We start from the raw sequence: 15,058 nt of genomic DNA on the forward strand, positions 1-15,058 counted from the left end.
TCTTTAATATTTTTTTAATCAGTGGCCTTGAATGGACAGAAAAATGACATCCGAAATAAGCGTTTAGGAAGATATTATTTTATGGGTAGCATTTACCTTTCAGCGACTGATATTTTATCAGAAGACGAATGAATAATTTGAAAATCATTTAGGTTTTGGCTGAAGCCAATTGAATGTAATTTTATAATGAGAGCGGGCTGAAGCCCGCTCCTATTGAATTATTACTATATGTATGGATAGAAAATAAGGGTAAGATTAGAAATCAGAACGGATTGCCAGGTCATACGCATACACATCGGTTACCGTTCTGTCTTTAATATTTTTTTAATCAGTGGCCTTGAATGGACAGAAAAATGACATCCGAAATAAGCGTTTAGGAAGATATTATTTTATGGGTAGCATTTACCTTCCAGCAACTGATATTTTATCAGAAGACGAATGAATAATTTGAAAATCATTTAGGTTTTGGCTGAAGCCAATTGAATGTAATTTATAATGAGAGCGGGCTGAAGCCCGCTCCTATTGAATTTATTACTATATGTACGGATATATAACGGCCGGTTAATAGATATAAGTAAAGGGTGGCTACAAAACAAACAAGCCTCCGGAAACTCCGGAGGCTTGTCATTATCTCTTAGTGCATGGCTTCACTCAAATCAATTTTTTCTTTGCTTTTCCGCTCTTTTACGAATAAGATAAATGGTATGCAAATTAAGAAAGCTAATCCTAAATAAAGGAAAACATCCATATAAGATAATACCGTTGCCTGTTTTGTTACCGACAAATCAAGCATTTTATAGGCCGCATTCATAGCGGCATCAGGAGTCATTCCCTTGGCCATAAAACTGGCTTTAAGTGCACTCAGCCTCTGCTGTACCTCAAAACTGTTTTCATCCAGGTGAGAAATCAGGTTATTCCTGTATTTTTGTCCTGCATTGGCAATGAATGTGGTAATCGCAGCAATACCAAATGATCCTCCAAGCTGTCTCATCATCCCCGTAAAAGCGGCTCCCTGGCCAATCTCCTGACCTTTCAGCGTACTTAGTGATAAGGAGGTAATCGGAATAAACAGCAACCCGAGACCCGCTCCCCTCACAATCAGCATCCAGAAGAAGGCATCTTTACTGGTATCCGGAGTCAGAATTTTATACCCCCAGAAACTATAGATAAAGAAAATAAAGAGGCCCAGTGAAACCAGGATCTGCTGTTTTGCTCCTTTTGAAAGTAATCTACCAATAATAGGCATCATGAAAGCCGTCGTTAATGCAGCCGGAATCATTAAAGCCCCTGACTGTAAAGCGGTCCATCCTAAAATACTCTGTGTGTACAGGGGAACAATAAAAGTGGAACCATATAAACCAAATCCCAATACAAAGGACATGACTGTTCCGATTCTTAAATTACTGTTCTTCAAAACCCGCAATTCCACAATAGGATATTTACAGGTAAGTTCCCTCCAGAGAAATAATATAAATCCTAATACTGCTGATATTGTGAAGGTTACAATCATCCCACTGGCAAACCAGTCTTCTTCATGTCCTCTTTCCAAAATAAACTGTAACGATCCAACGGTAATGGCTAATAAAGCAATTCCGAGCCAGTCAACATCAGAAGCCTTTCTCTTTTCAGCATATCTCGGACTTTTTACAAATTGTAATGTCATCAATGTAGCTGCAATACCAATCGGAATATTAATATAGAAAATATATGGCCAGCTAAAATTATCAACAATATATCCTCCAAGTGGTGGACCTAATGTTGGACCAATAATCACCCCCAAGCCATAAATTGCCTGGGCCATACTTCTTTTTTCAATCGGATAAGATTCCGTAATGATCGTTTGTGAAGTTACCAATAAGGCTCCCCCACCAATTCCCTGCATCAATCTGAAAAATACCAGTTCCCAGATATTGGTTGCATTTCCACATAAAAATGAAAATATGGTAAATATGATGATGGATGCCGCAAAGTAATTTCTACGTCCAAACTGCTGGGAAAGCCAGCTCGTCATCGGAACAATGATAACGTTACCGATAGCATAAGCCGTGATGACCCATCCCACTTCTGAAAGCGTAGCTCCAAGATTCCCCTTCATTTCGTTCAAGGCAACATTTACAATCGTGGAGTCTACAATTTCAAGAAGGGCACAAAGGATAGCTGTGATCGTAATGATCACTCTCCGCGCTCCATATTCTACTAATGAATCTTGCATAAGTTTTTTACGATGTAAAAATCAATTGTTAATTTTGTTTCGCAAGTGAATCGTGAATCTGGAAACAGCCACTTTACATGGACTGCAAAGCTGATTCACTATTGACAACGAGGTTAATTGACTTTTAACAATTTTAAATATTATTTCAAAGAAACCTCTGCTTTCACATTCATTCCTGTTCTTAATCTTTTCGCAATATTTTTATCAAGATTTACGAAATCTATTTTTATAGGAAGTCTCTGAACTACTTTTACGAAGTTCCCGCTTGCGTTGTCCGGGGGAAGAATAGAGAAGGTAGCACCGGTAGCTGGAGAGAATGAGCTTACCACACCCTCGAATTCTTTATCAGGGAAAGCATCAATTTCAATTTTCACTTTTTGTCCCTCTACCATTTTGTCTACCTGAGTTTCCTTGAAGTTGGCAACCACCCACTTCTGGTCATTCTTCACTAAAGCAAAAAGCTGTGCTCCGGCTTGCAGGAACTGGCCCGCCTGAGTAGGCACTTTTCCTACATATCCATCTTCGGGGGCTACAATTACTGTATAGGATAAATTTAATCTAGCATTTTCCACATCTACCTCTCTTTGTTTCGCAACCGAATTCGCAACACTGATTTGTTGTGAGCTTGCTGCGGTCTGAGAAGAAGCGATAGTCGTCTGCTGTGCAATTTGATTTCTCTGATCTACCAATACCTGAAGCTGTTTATCTGCAGACTGCTTAGCAGCCAATGCCTGCTCATACTGCTGTTCTGTAATTGAGTGGTCTTTTACCAGATTGGCATATCTTTTTAAATCCTGGGAAGTTTTCCATACATTTACTTTAGCGGCTTCAATCTGTGCATTTGCTGTAGCAACAGCAGCCTGTGAACTGCTGATGTTTTTGGAGGTAGCTGTTGTTGTCGCTTCTGCCGTTGAAATATTGCTTTTCGCTGTTGTCAAAGCAGCCTGTGATTGTTCAAGAGCCATTTTCTGGTCTCTGTTGTCCAAAATCACCAGAGTATCGCCTTTTTTTACGAATTGATTATCTTTTACTTTTACTTCAGCAACATACCCGGAGATTTTGGAAATTACCGGTGACATATTGGAAGAAATCTGGGCATCATCAGTCTCTTCATGGTACTGCCCGTAAGAATAGGCTCTGTAACCATAGATTCCTCCTCCGATGATAACAGCTGCTAAAATGATAGGAAAAACTAAACTTTTTTTCTTTTTAGGTTCAGCTGACGGTGTATTATTATTTTCCATGTTGGGTTCGATCTGATTATTTAATTGTTAAAGTTCCTGTTGTCTGTAATAGTTTTCTATAGGCCAGTGCCGCATCTGCTTTTGCATTGATTACGCCCACGTTGGCACCGATCTGGGCAGCGTCTGCATCCAATAGTTCCGTCATGGTTGCAAGTCCGTTGTCATATTTATTTTTTGTAATTCTGTAATTTTCATTAGCCTGTTCAGCAGATTTTTCGAAAACCGCAATTCTCTTTTTGGAAAAATCCGTGTTTTGATATTCCCTGTTGACTTCAAGCTTAATGTTGTCATTCAATAGCTCATCCGTAGCGGCAAGCTGCTTTTCTCTGGCCTGGGACTGTTTCAGGGAAGAGTTTTCCTTCCAGATATTAGAGAGGTTGTACGATATTCCCACCCCTACGTTGACGGCATTATAAATGGTAAGAAATTTCGGAATGTCGGCCGCTACGTATCCTCCTGTAAATGCTATTGACGGAAGGTTTTCGGCTTTTGCTGCTTTCGTTCCCAGCTCTGCTGCTTTTCTCTGTTGGGCAAGAGCCTGAAGGTCCTTACGGTTTTCGTGCGCTTCGTTTACATAGAAACCAACAGGTTTTACCTCTGAACCTTCTTCTATATAATTGGGATCTACTTCCAGCTCAGTCGTTTCAGGAAGCCCTAATAATAAGTCCATATTGATGTTGGCAATATTGTAATTATTTTTAGCTTCCAGCAGCTGCAGTTCAATATTGGAAGTCTGGAGGTTGGCCTTCAACCTGTCATTTCTTGCTATTACCCCATTGTTTTCCATTTTAAGAAAAGTTTCATCTCTCTTTTGGGAAGCGGTAAGATTTTCTTCAAAGACTTTAATAGACTGATTGGCTTTAAACAGGTTATTATACGCCTGTGCAACATTGTAAGCAATCGCGATTTTATCATTTTCCGTGCTTAGTTTGGATGCTTCCACCAGATATTTTGCAGATTGGATACCATACTTGATTCTGCCTCCGCTGTAAATCGGAACACTCAGGTTGGCTGAACCGTACAGAACCTGATGTACCTCAGGTCCTCCCGCTCCTCCTGAAACACCCGGAAGTTTCAGATCAATGGTAGGCTTTATCGGAAGATACATATAGCTTCCCGAAACTTTTAGTTCCGGAAGCTGTCTGTTCTTAGCTTCTAAAAGATCTGCTGTAGCCTCTTCAATTTTGGCCGCGTCGATCTTCAGATTCTTGCTGTTCTGGATTCCCAGCTGCACAGCTTCGTCAAGAGAAAGTGTTTTTTTCTCCTGAGCATTTGCATTTGCCATTCCTACGAAGAGTGACAATGCAATCACTGAGTTATTTATTCTCTTCATAACCTAAAAGGTCTTTTAGTAAATATTTTATATGTTTATTAAGTTCTGTGTAGTATTTTTCATCAAAAACATTCTCATCTTCTGTATCGTTAAGGAACTCTTTGTACATTTCTTTAGCATTGAATGCATAAAACAATGTTCCGCTTACCGTGGAATGAAGCAGGTAAATAGGCGGATTTTTGGTAAAAACTCCATTTTTAAGACCACTTTCCAGGATCTGGGAATATGTGGAAATAAAACCCATTTTAGTTTGCTTCAGAAACTCTACAATCTGTGGATTCTTCGTGTGAAGCTGTTCCCGCTGCATAATCCTGTAAAAACATTTCTGAGTCCGGATTCTGTTGGAAAACTGATCTATTATTTTCTCAATCTTCTGCCAGTCGTTGATATCGGTTCTCCCCAAAAGATCTTTTGAAAAAAACTGCCCTTCATTCATCCTGTATTCTACCAATTTCTCATAAAGCTTCTCTTTGGAGCCAAAATAATATGAGATCATCGATATGTTTACCTGGGCAGCCTTAGCAATTTCCCGAGTGGAAGTTCCTTCAAAACCCTTTTCAGCAAAGAGCTTTTCAGCTGCGAATAATATATTTTCTTCTTTTGAAATCATGTGATGTGTCCTTTTTCAGGGCGCAAATTTACATAAGTTTTTGAACAAATCAAACGATTGATTGATTTTTTTAATAAAGATTTAATTTATATTTACAAAAACTAAATGTATGGGCTTATTTGACTTTCTTTTTAAGAAGAAGAAAAAAAATCAAACAAATGAAGTAATTTTTACGAATGATTTTCAGGAGGAAACGACAGCTGCTGCACTAACGGAAGAATTGCCTGTTGCTCCTATTATACCTGAAGAAAAACCGGTGATCTCCAGTGAAGAAGGAGATCGCTTTGACAGGGAAATTCTTGAGGCGTTCAAAAGATTTCATTCTGATCCAGGTCTAGACATCGATATTCATATGGAAGATGAAAAAGGTAATAGGCTTTCTCCTCACCATGCATATGAAAATCTTTTTAAAGAGTGGCTGAACATCCAGTCGAAATGGGACCGTATGTCATTACTCTATCAGTTCTGGGATTCATCTCAATTTGAAAAACTTGAGCCATGGCAAGTGATTGAACGGTTTGTAAAAGATCGTTATCCTAAAAAAGCACTTCTTTATTTTGAGAAAAACATGTCGGACAGACGAAACTTCACCAAAGAAGAACTAGTTTCGCTTTCAAAACTTCACCGGGTGTTGCTGGATAATACCACGGCAAGGGAATACATTGAAACAGCCTATCGAAACCACCCTGATGATGATTCTGTAAAAGTGGAATATGCCACGGTTCTTCATATTGTAGGAAATCATTCTGAAAAGGAACTTTCTCATCAATTGTTTCATGAAGTATCAGACAAAAAGATCCAACAGAATCATACGGAATCTGCTTTCGATTGCTTCAGATTTTCTGAAGGGTATATGGATTCCTCCATTTTTGCGATGCTTTATCTGATGAATGCAGAGGCTGACAATGAGGCATGGGACTCTATTGCAGATGAATACTACTATTGCCCGGTATTCAGGTATGAGCACGCTGTGCAGTTGTCACAAACCGAAAACCCATTGAGAGCATTAGCCAAGCTTACCTCTTTAAGCCAGGAATTTCCATGGTTCAGAACGGCGTTGGAAAGTACCATCGGTACGATTAAATCCTTGCGCAAACAGCTTAACAATCCCGATTTTATGGAAAAGGAACTCCAGGAATTTCAAACTTCATTAAAAAATTCGTAGGAGGTAAAAATAGTGCACATAGCAAGTCCCCATACTCCAACTCCCGCCAGAAATTAATTCAGTTTCAGCGAGATGTGCAAAAAACTCCGGAAGATTCCGGAGTTTTATACTATATACTTTTATGGATATATCTTGATAACTTGATCCCAAGGTCCGTCCATACGATTTTAGGATTTCCGTTCCGGGTAAGATGAAGATCTGCAGTATTGATTTCTTCCAGAATACTTTCAATGTTAGCCCCGCTGATGAATTTTGAAAACCCTGCCCAATTGAATCCGTTGACATTGATCTTTTTGTAGACCAGATTTTCAGACTGATAGTTCTGAAGCAGAGCCAGTCTGAAAATTTCTGAACAGTAGTTGAGGAAGTTCTTTTGTTTTTCCCTGTTCCATCCTGCAATTTCTCTTGCCCAGAAAATAATGCTTCTAAGGTACTCTGGCTTCTTTTTAACCATAAATGCATCCCGTACCCACTGCACAAAAAGCTTTTCAAATTCGTTACTTTTATCTCCGGCATTCAGCAGCTTCATGGCATCATTGAGATTTCCCTGCGCCTCGTGAACAATTTCCCGCATTTTTTCGTCCGAAACAGTAAAGTTCTTTTTAAAATAGGTCTCGAGATCCTCATCATGAATTCTCGGGACTTCTACCACCTGTGTCCTTGAAAGAATAGTAGGAAGAATATCATTGGTACTTTCTGCAGTGAGGAGAATCACCGTTTTGGCCGGTGGCTCTTCCAGAAATTTCAAAAATTTGTTGGCAGCAGCCACATTCATTTTATCCGCTCTCCAGACCACAAGAATTTTGGTACCGCCCTCGAAACTTTTTAATGAGAATTTCTGATTCTGATCATCAATCTCGTCAGCAGAAATAAAAAGCTGCTTGTTTTCGGATTCAAGAAAGGCGGTCCAGTCATCATAACTGGCATAAGGAGAACCAAGGATCATTTCCCTGAATCCATCAAACTTATTCTTACTGAGTGAGTTTTTATTATCCGTAAAGACCGGAAAGCTGAAATGCAGATCGAGGTGATTGAGGTGCTCTACCTTCGCAGCCGCATGCTCATTTTCCCTGCTTAAAATTTCTTTTGCATAGGCCAGTACCATAGGCAATGTCCCGTATCCTTCTTTTCCTACAAAAAGCTGGGCATGACTTACTCTGTTTTCGGCAATGCTTTCTCTGAGAAGTTTTTTCAGATTTTCCTGTCCGGCGATATTCTCCCAATTCATGTTTCAAAGATAAAAAATCTTATTTCAATATATAAAATTCAGTCTGCTTAAAATAGATAAAAACAGCAGATCATTTCCTGATAAAGAAGGTATACTCCTTTTAATGATAGGAATTATCAATAATCTTATTAGAATAAATTTTAAAAATAAATTGTTCGCAATATAATTTTACAAAATATATTTGCAGAATAAAAATTAATAATTTCAATTCACCAAATTTTCAATACATACACATCAACCAATGGATAAAGAACTGGAACAAAAAATAAAAAGAATATTTAATCAGCAGAAGGCCTTCTTTAAAACTCATCAAACTAAGGATATTGAATTCAGAAAAGCGCAATTGCGGAAATTCCGTGACGTCTTTTTACAGCATACGGATGCTCTTTGTGAAGCCTTATCTGTTGATCTGGGAAAAAGCCGCAAAGAGGCGGAATATGTAGAGATTCAGATCGTCATCAGTGAGCTTGATTATTTTCTGGAGCATATCGATGAATGGGCAAAGCCTGTATTTGTACCGTCAAAACCGCATCCATCAGGAGCGGAAGTGGTAAGTAAGGTTATTCATGAACCCTATGGCGTCACGTATATCATCGGACCTTTCAACTATCCTGTTCAGCTGACATTCAGCCCGCTTATCGGTGCTTTGATCGCCGGGAATACCGCGATCATAAAACCGTCAGAAAACACGCCGAATGTCGCTAGAGTTCTTGAAGATATTGTAAAGGAATCTTTTGATGAATCTTATGTATCAGTAATTCAGGGAGCTATTGAGGAAAACACGCTTCTCTTAAGCCTGCCTTTCGATTATATCTTCTTTACCGGAAGCCCGAACGTTGGAAAAATTGTCATGAAAGCCGCTGCTGAGCAACTTATTCCGCTGGCTTTGGAGCTTGGAGGTAAATCTCCTACAATTGTCCATCAGGATGCAGATCTCGATAAGGCCGTTTCAAGAATATCTTATGGTAAATGGATCAACTGCGGACAAACGTGTGTAGCTCCTGATTATATCTACATACATGAATCTGTAAAGGATGCTTTTATTGAAAAATTTAAAGCTCATCTAGATACTGTTTACAGCGGTGAATCTTTGGGTAAAATAGGAAAAATTATCAGTCAGAATCAGATCAGGAATCTTGCAGGCTACCTGGAAGCAGCTCCGGACAAAGTGATCTATGGCGGACGGTATGATCTTGACACCCGTCATTTCGAAGCTACTTTGATGGATAATGTCACCTGGGAAGACCAGATCATGCAGCAGGAAATTTTCGGTCCTATCCTTCCTGTAATGACCTACCGCGATATTGATGAGGCCTTGGAGGAGATTAACAGCCGGCCGAAACCGCTTGCACTGTATGTTTTCACAGAAAATCAGGATTTTGCAGACCGGGTTTTAGACCATACAACCAGTGGAGACGCAGAGATCAACAGTACGATTATTCATGTAGGCTCTCATTATCTTCCATTTGGCGGGGTAGGAACTTCGGGAATGGGAAAATATCACGGAAAGTTCAGCTTTGAAAGTTTCAGCCACAGCCGTTCCGTACTTCAGGTAAAATAATAAACCTGTTTCCTATATATTACAGGCTGCTCCATCACCAGAGCAGTCTTTTTTGTGTTTAACAGAATTCATATTCTTTTCATGAAAATTGCATTTTTTGTTTAAAGAAGGGCCCTTAACAAACTTTAACCACATATAATTTTTACAATTCATTAATATTTAAGATATTTGCGCATTGTTTTAAAAATAAAGAATGAAAAAAATCTTTGTAGTATCATTCATATCAGTTGGATATTTTCTAAATGCACAGAGTCTAAGTAACTCACCTTATGCAACATATGGAATTGGAGATGTAAAATATGATAATACGATCGAAACTGTTTCTATGGGGGGGATATCCACTGCTTTTATCAGTGATTTTACCAGCAATTTTAATTTTGCGAACCCTGCAAACAACGCCAATTTCGAACTTACAAGTATAAGGCTGGAAGCTACCAACGAAAACAATTATTTCAAATCGAATTTTAACGATATGAAATCTACAAAGCATTCAACGTACCTTTCTAATATTGCTTTGGCATTTCCCCTGTCTCCAAAAATGAAAATGGGGATCTCTTATCAGCCATACAGTTCTAAAAGTTATGATATTGTAACAACAGAGACCATGGGTAATGGAAGTATTACTCAGAATTCTTTTAAAGGAAGCGGTACATTAAATACAGCACAGGTGGCTCTATCCTATAAGATCAATCAGGAATTCTCCGTAGGAGCCAGAGCGAACCTTTATTTCGGAGATCTTTCAGACCTTAATGAGCTGCGTGTATCAGCGGCAGAATTCGTTAACGGGTATGAAATGAAAAACCGAATCAGAAACTTTAACTTTACCCTTGGTACCAGCTATCAGACGCTAAATACGCGTACGGATAAAAAATTAACCATCGGAGCTACGGCAACTTTTGGTAATGTAGGTAAAACCACGACCGAATACGTCAACAGTACATACAGATACGCTGATGCTGCAGGTACAAAAATGAACGAAAGCATCATAGACCAGCAAATCACAAAATCTAAAAACCTTATCCCTGTACAGGCTTCCGTCGGAGTAGGATATGGTAGTGATAATCACTGGTTCCTATCTGGGCAGGTTGATTATAAAAAGGGAGAAGATATTTCTTATTTTGGGAAGACTTTCGATTTCCAGGATACATACAGAATTTCTGCCGGGGGTTGGTACCTGCCTAATTATAACAACTTCAGAAATTATTTCTCAAGGGTAGTTTACCGATATGGAGCTTTCTATGAAAGAGGAAATCTTAAACTGGAAGGGAACAGCATCAACAAATACGGTATTTCAGCCGGTGTAATGCTTCCGTTCAAAAACAGCAGTATTACGAGAATGAGTGGTCTTGAGATAGGAGTAGAACTTGGAAAGAGAGGAACTCTTAATAACAACCTCATCAACCAGAATTTCATCAACCTGAAAGTCGGCTTCAATTTTGCTGACAAGTGGTTCAGAAAGACTCTTTATAACTAAGAATGAATTTCTCAGAAAAAATAATATTTAAAAATATAGCATGCCTTTTTAGTTGTGCTATATTTTTTATATTGACATCCTGTGAGGAGGACCTTACCAAAAGGAATGGCAGTCAAAGTAAAAATTTCCCTTCACAGATTATTAATAATGCCAATATCATACAGCGCGACTCCGGCTTTGTTACTTTAAAGGCCAAAGCCCCTATCATTGAAAAATATGAGCTTATCGACAGTCCTTATGTAGTGGCAAGGAAAGGGATCAATATCGAGTTTTTTGATAAAAAGAAACCGAAGATTCCCGGAAAAATCACGGCCAAATATGCCCGTATCTTTGAATACAAAAAATTCTATGAAGCGAAGGGAGATGTGAGGATCACCACCAATGAAGGACAAAAATTTGCCATGCAGACGATTTACTGGGATCAGAAAAAAAACAGGATATACACAAAGGATACGGTCTATGTGACCATGGAGGACGGTTCCACGCTGGTGGGCGCCAATGGGATGACCGCGAAGGATGATTTTTCTGAATATACTTTTTATAACAATTCCGGAGATTTCAGTTCAAAAAGAATTTCCGAAAATAAAAAATAAATGGTACGATGAAAGCTCTAGCTATAGGACTTATGTCCGGCACAAGTCTGGACGGTCTGGATATCTGCCTTGCTGAATTCGAAAAGACAGACCAATGGACTTTTAAGATCCTCAAAGCAGAGACCCTACCCTATTCCGGAGATTGGGAAAACAAGCTCAGACATTCTATTCACCTCTCTGCAGAAGATCTTTTGGAGCTGCACACCAATTACGGTTTTTATCTGGGAAGCCAGGTAAAGGATTTTGTGGAAAAACATCATCTTGAAAATATCAGTCTTGTGGCGTCACATGGACATACGGTTTTTCATCAGCCCAAGAAAAGATTTACCCTTCAAATTGGAGATGGCAGAGCGATCAGGCTTGAGACAGGTTTACCGGTAGTTTATGATTTCAGAAGCCAGGATGTACTGATGAACGGGAATGGAGCACCACTTGTTCCTATAGGAGATGAACTGCTTTTCTCAGAATACTCAGCTTGTCTTAATCTGGGTGGTTTTTCGAATATTTCCTTGCAGTCCAATGGAAGAAGAATTGCGTTTGATATTGTTCCAGTGAATATTGTACTGAACACATTGGCCCAGAAGCTGCATAAAGGTTTTGATGAGAATGGAGACCTCGCAAGGATAGGCAATATCGATGAAACCCTGCTGCAATGCCTCAATTCCCTTGACTTTTATAAAAAAAAGCACCCGAAATCACTCGGTATTGAATGGTGCAATGAGCATATATTTCCACTGCTTCAGGATACAGATCCTTTAGACGCGCTGGCTACCTTTACAGAACATATTGCCACGCAAATTTCAAACGTCATGAACGAAAATGAAATCAAAGATATACTCTTTACCGGCGGAGGTGCTTACAATACATTTTTAACTGAAAAAATAAGGACAAAAACATCGTCTGAACTTATAATCCCTGAAAAGGAAATCATTGATTTTAAAGAAGCTCTGATCTTCGCTTTTATGGGAGTCTTAAAAATGAATAATGAAGTGAATGTTTTGGCTTCTGCAACAGGAAGCAAAACCGATCATTGCTCCGGAGTTATTGCGTAAAAAATATTAAAAAAAACCTTCAGTTCTGAAGGTTTTTTTCTATTTGTAAGCTTCGATCTTATCAGTAAGCGTATTGATAAAGTTCTGCAATGGTTTTTCTACCATCATTTTGATAAAAGGATTGAACTTCCCTTCAAAAAGCATCTGAACTTCAGTCTGGTTCTCGCTTATAGGATTTATGGTCGCCGTTAATGAGAAATCCAAACTTGAGCTTGCCGATTTCAAAACAGCTTTCTGATCGTTCACTTCATCTATTTTTAAGGCAATTTCAGGCATTCCCTGAAGGCCAAACTTAAAACCGTTATCTTTTGTTTCAAACTTCTGAAGGCCATCCGGCATAAAATCCTTGTAATTTTCAGGAGTCTTCAGTAATTCTGTAAGCTCTTTAGATGATTTATTGACAATAATCTTTCGTCCTTCTAAATTCATTTTTTATTTTTGTATTTAAATTCTTAATTCTTACAAATGTATAAAGTTTTTGTGAACGAAAAAAAATTATTGATATCTAAGCATCCTGAGGAACTTGAAAAAAACCTTGGGTATGAAAGTTTCACGACTTTTGAGATTGCATTGGATCTTTTGGAGAATACTTCTGTGAAAGAACTGAATGTGTATGGTGAGAATATAGAAGAGATCTGGCAGGAATTCCAGAAGCTTTTCAGAATCATTGAAGCGGCGGGAGGACTTGTCATTAATCCGGAGGGCGAAATTCTATTCATCAAAAGGCTGGGAAAATGGGATCTTCCGAAAGGTAAAATGGAAAAAGGTGAATCCAGAGAAGAATCGGCGGTAAGGGAAATTGAAGAAGAAACCGGATTAAGAGATGTAGAGCTTGCAGAATTTATCAATACCACCTATCACATTTATGTGGAAAGAAACGGTGAGAAGATATTGAAGTGTACGCATTGGTTTGAAATGCACTTCAGTGGGGAAGATACTTCAACCCCACAGATTGAGGAAGGAATAACCGAAGTTGCATGGAAAAACACCCTGCAGATCAAAGAAGAAGTATTCCCTGGCACATTTAAAAATATTAAACTTATTGTCAAAGAATTCTGGAGCTTAAAGAACTAGCTGCAATACAGGGTATGGCAGCAGTGGTATCAATTTTCAGTAGATATGACTGGAAAAGTAAGCTCAGAAAGACGGGTAATGGTCTGCACTACCCTCTTCCTATTACTTACTAGATAAAATCGATAATCTTTTCAAGAGCCACTCCCCTTGATCCTTTTAGGAGGATATTTTCGGAGTGAATGCTGTGCTGTTGCAGGTATTCTGTCAACGCAGCTGTATTTTCAAAGGCAAGTCCTGAAGGATGTACAGATCTGAAATGGTTTCCTACCGTGATAATTTCATCAAAATGAAGCTCCTGAGCCAAGCTCAGGATATTCTTATGTTCAATCTCACTTTCTTCACCCAGCTCAAGCATGTCACCGATAATGATGGTTTTGCTTCCCTCAAAAGTGATGAAGTTTTTCAGGGATGCAGCCATTGAACTGGGGTTGGCATTGTAGGTATCCAGCACCAGGGTTCTGTTTCCTTTCTTTACTACCTGTGAACGCATATTGGTTGGGGTATACTGTTCCACAGCATGCTTTATTCTTTCGATGTCGATTCCAAAGTGAAGCCCCAGACTTGCTGCTGCACAAAGGTTGGTAAAATTGTATTCACCTGTCAGCTTTGAAACTGCTTTTACCCCTTGATAAGTTAATCCAACAAAATGTTCTTCTGAAAAAGATTCAAAGCTATAGTCGGACTGCAATTTTCCGAATGTAATTTTGGGAGAATAACCTTCTGTTTTTTCAACCTGAACAGGATCATTCTCATTAACGATGATGGTCTTATGATTACTTTTTAGGTAATCATACAATTCAGATTTCCCTTTGATAACACCTTCAAAACCTCCAAAACCTTCAAGGTGAGCCTTTCCGAAATTGGTAATATAGCCAAAATCGGGTTTTGAAAGAGCACACAGGAATTCAATTTCTTTCTGATGATTGGCCCCCATCTCAATGACGGCCATTTCATGATCTTTGGTAATAGAAAGAATCGTGAGGGGAACTCCGATATGATTGTTCAGATTTCCTGAAGTATACTGAACACTGAATTTTTCGGAAAGTACAGCGTGGATCAGCTCTTTTGTCGTCGTCTTTCCATTACTCCCGGTAAGGCCGATGAAAGGAATACTGAGCCTGCTTCTGTGATGAATCGCCAGCTGTTGTAAAAACTCAAGGGTAGACGGCACATAGAATATATTTTTATCTCTGTTTTCAAATTCTTGCTGCTCTACAATAACTGCCAAAGCACCATCATCTATTGCTTTTTCAGCTAACGTTGCCGCATTGAAATTATCACCGGAGAAGGCAAAGAAAATATCACCGGCTGCAATCTTTCTGTTGTCTATGGTTACTTTACCTGCCTGCAGAAATAATGGATAAAATTGTTCTATATTCATGTGGAAATGTATATTTTTAAAGAAATCACTCCTATGCAATTGCCAAATTCACTCAGGTATTTTAGAGTTTTTAGCCCACTCGATTTCATGGTTCAAAAATAAAAAAACCTTCCGGAAATCCGGAAGGTTTT

The 15,058-nt window shown here is 38.9% G+C and carries 13 protein-coding genes; 6 read left to right on the forward strand and 7 right to left on the reverse strand.

Annotation, left to right across the window (positions count from 1 at the left end):
* Nucleotides 1-634: 634 nt before the first annotated feature.
* From DRF67_RS02435 to DRF67_RS02450, 4 genes are all read right to left on the reverse strand, one after another.
* Nucleotides 635-2,212 (reverse strand): DHA2 family efflux MFS transporter permease subunit, encoded by a 1,578-nt coding sequence (locus tag DRF67_RS02435; RefSeq protein ID WP_115926315.1) that lies wholly within the window; start codon nucleotides 2,210-2,212, stop codon nucleotides 635-637.
* A gap of 140 nt (nucleotides 2,213-2,352) precedes the next feature.
* Nucleotides 2,353-3,456: an HlyD family secretion protein gene (locus DRF67_RS02440; RefSeq protein ID WP_115926317.1), complete on the reverse strand. Its 1,104-nt coding sequence runs from the start codon at nucleotides 3,454-3,456 to the stop codon at nucleotides 2,353-2,355.
* Nucleotides 3,457-3,472: 16 nt separating this feature from the next.
* Nucleotides 3,473-4,789, reverse strand: coding sequence for a TolC family protein (locus tag DRF67_RS02445; protein WP_115926319.1), 1,317 nt, complete (start codon nucleotides 4,787-4,789; stop codon nucleotides 3,473-3,475).
* Complete coding sequence (locus tag DRF67_RS02450; protein ID WP_115926321.1) at nucleotides 4,773-5,399, reverse strand: TetR/AcrR family transcriptional regulator; 627 nt, start codon at nucleotides 5,397-5,399, stop codon at nucleotides 4,773-4,775. Before DRF67_RS02450 ends, DRF67_RS02445 begins: the two co-directional genes overlap by 17 nt.
* 109 nt (nucleotides 5,400-5,508) lie before the next feature.
* Here DRF67_RS02450 and DRF67_RS02455 point away from each other — a divergent pair, with 109 nt between their 5' ends.
* The gene (locus DRF67_RS02455; RefSeq protein ID WP_115926323.1) at nucleotides 5,509-6,564 is read left to right on the forward strand and encodes a hypothetical protein; all 1,056 of its coding nucleotides are present in this window, start codon (nucleotides 5,509-5,511) and stop codon (nucleotides 6,562-6,564) included.
* 109 nt (nucleotides 6,565-6,673) lie between these two features.
* Here the strand turns inward: DRF67_RS02455 and DRF67_RS02460 are convergent, their stop codons facing one another.
* Entirely contained in the window at nucleotides 6,674-7,792 is a 1,119-nt protein-coding gene (locus DRF67_RS02460) for a DNA polymerase III subunit (RefSeq protein WP_115926325.1), read from the reverse strand.
* Between the two features lie 241 nt (nucleotides 7,793-8,033).
* Here DRF67_RS02460 and mdlD point away from each other — a divergent pair, with 241 nt between their 5' ends.
* From mdlD to DRF67_RS02480, 4 genes are all read left to right on the forward strand, one after another.
* Entirely contained in the window at nucleotides 8,034-9,353 is a 1,320-nt protein-coding gene (mdlD, locus tag DRF67_RS02465) for an NAD(P)-dependent benzaldehyde dehydrogenase MdlD (RefSeq protein WP_115926327.1), read from the forward strand.
* Nucleotides 9,354-9,546: 193 nt separating this feature from the next.
* Nucleotides 9,547-10,827 carry a hypothetical protein gene (locus DRF67_RS02470; RefSeq protein WP_115926329.1) on the forward strand — a complete coding sequence of 427 codons (1,281 nt, stop codon included), beginning with the start codon at nucleotides 9,547-9,549 and terminating at the stop codon, nucleotides 10,825-10,827.
* A gap of 2 nt (nucleotides 10,828-10,829) precedes the next feature.
* Complete coding sequence (gene lptC / locus DRF67_RS02475) at nucleotides 10,830-11,420, forward strand: LPS export ABC transporter periplasmic protein LptC (protein ID WP_115926331.1); 591 nt, start codon at nucleotides 10,830-10,832, stop codon at nucleotides 11,418-11,420.
* A gap of 8 nt (nucleotides 11,421-11,428) precedes the next feature.
* On the forward strand, nucleotides 11,429-12,472 hold the full coding sequence (locus tag DRF67_RS02480; protein ID WP_115926333.1) for an anhydro-N-acetylmuramic acid kinase: 1,044 nt from the start codon (nucleotides 11,429-11,431) through the stop codon (nucleotides 12,470-12,472).
* Nucleotides 12,473-12,511: 39 nt separating this feature from the next.
* On the opposite strand, the gene DRF67_RS02485 is transcribed toward DRF67_RS02480, so the two are convergent.
* Complete coding sequence (locus tag DRF67_RS02485) at nucleotides 12,512-12,901, reverse strand: SRPBCC family protein (protein ID WP_115926335.1); 390 nt, start codon at nucleotides 12,899-12,901, stop codon at nucleotides 12,512-12,514.
* Between the two features lie 36 nt (nucleotides 12,902-12,937).
* Between DRF67_RS02485 and DRF67_RS02490 the strand changes: the two genes are divergently transcribed.
* Nucleotides 12,938-13,546: an NUDIX hydrolase gene (locus DRF67_RS02490; RefSeq protein WP_115926337.1), complete on the forward strand. Its 609-nt coding sequence runs from the start codon at nucleotides 12,938-12,940 to the stop codon at nucleotides 13,544-13,546.
* Between the two features lie 109 nt (nucleotides 13,547-13,655).
* Here the strand turns inward: DRF67_RS02490 and DRF67_RS02495 are convergent, their stop codons facing one another.
* Complete coding sequence (locus tag DRF67_RS02495) at nucleotides 13,656-14,927, reverse strand: UDP-N-acetylmuramoyl-tripeptide--D-alanyl-D-alanine ligase (protein ID WP_115926339.1); 1,272 nt, start codon at nucleotides 14,925-14,927, stop codon at nucleotides 13,656-13,658.
* Between the last annotated feature and the right edge of the window lie 131 nt (nucleotides 14,928-15,058).

It is taken from the genome of Chryseobacterium pennipullorum (assembly GCF_003384725.1).
Taxonomy (GTDB): Bacteria; Bacteroidota; Bacteroidia; order Flavobacteriales; family Weeksellaceae; genus Chryseobacterium; species Chryseobacterium pennipullorum.

Coding starts and splice junctions, on each gene's coding strand:
- DRF67_RS02490 (WP_115926337.1), top strand. CDS start 12,938: ATGTATAAAGTTTTTGTGAACGAAAAAAAATTATTGATATCTAAGCAT.
- DRF67_RS02445 (WP_115926319.1), bottom strand. CDS start 4,789: ATGAAGAGAATAAATAACTCAGTGATTGCATTGTCACTCTTCGTAGGA.
- DRF67_RS02440 (WP_115926317.1), bottom strand. CDS start 3,456: ATGGAAAATAATAATACACCGTCAGCTGAACCTAAAAAGAAAAAAAGT.
- DRF67_RS02495 (WP_115926339.1), bottom strand. CDS start 14,927: ATGAATATAGAACAATTTTATCCATTATTTCTGCAGGCAGGTAAAGTA.
- DRF67_RS02485 (WP_115926335.1), bottom strand. CDS start 12,901: ATGAATTTAGAAGGACGAAAGATTATTGTCAATAAATCATCTAAAGAG.
- DRF67_RS02460 (WP_115926325.1), bottom strand. CDS start 7,792: ATGAATTGGGAGAATATCGCCGGACAGGAAAATCTGAAAAAACTTCTC.
- DRF67_RS02470 (WP_115926329.1), top strand. CDS start 9,547: ATGAAAAAAATCTTTGTAGTATCATTCATATCAGTTGGATATTTTCTA.
- DRF67_RS02455 (WP_115926323.1), top strand. CDS start 5,509: ATGGGCTTATTTGACTTTCTTTTTAAGAAGAAGAAAAAAAATCAAACA.
- DRF67_RS02450 (WP_115926321.1), bottom strand. CDS start 5,399: ATGATTTCAAAAGAAGAAAATATATTATTCGCAGCTGAAAAGCTCTTT.
- DRF67_RS02435 (WP_115926315.1), bottom strand. CDS start 2,212: ATGCAAGATTCATTAGTAGAATATGGAGCGCGGAGAGTGATCATTACG.
- mdlD (WP_115926327.1), top strand. CDS start 8,034: ATGGATAAAGAACTGGAACAAAAAATAAAAAGAATATTTAATCAGCAG.
- DRF67_RS02480 (WP_115926333.1), top strand. CDS start 11,429: ATGAAAGCTCTAGCTATAGGACTTATGTCCGGCACAAGTCTGGACGGT.
- lptC (WP_115926331.1), top strand. CDS start 10,830: ATGAATTTCTCAGAAAAAATAATATTTAAAAATATAGCATGCCTTTTT.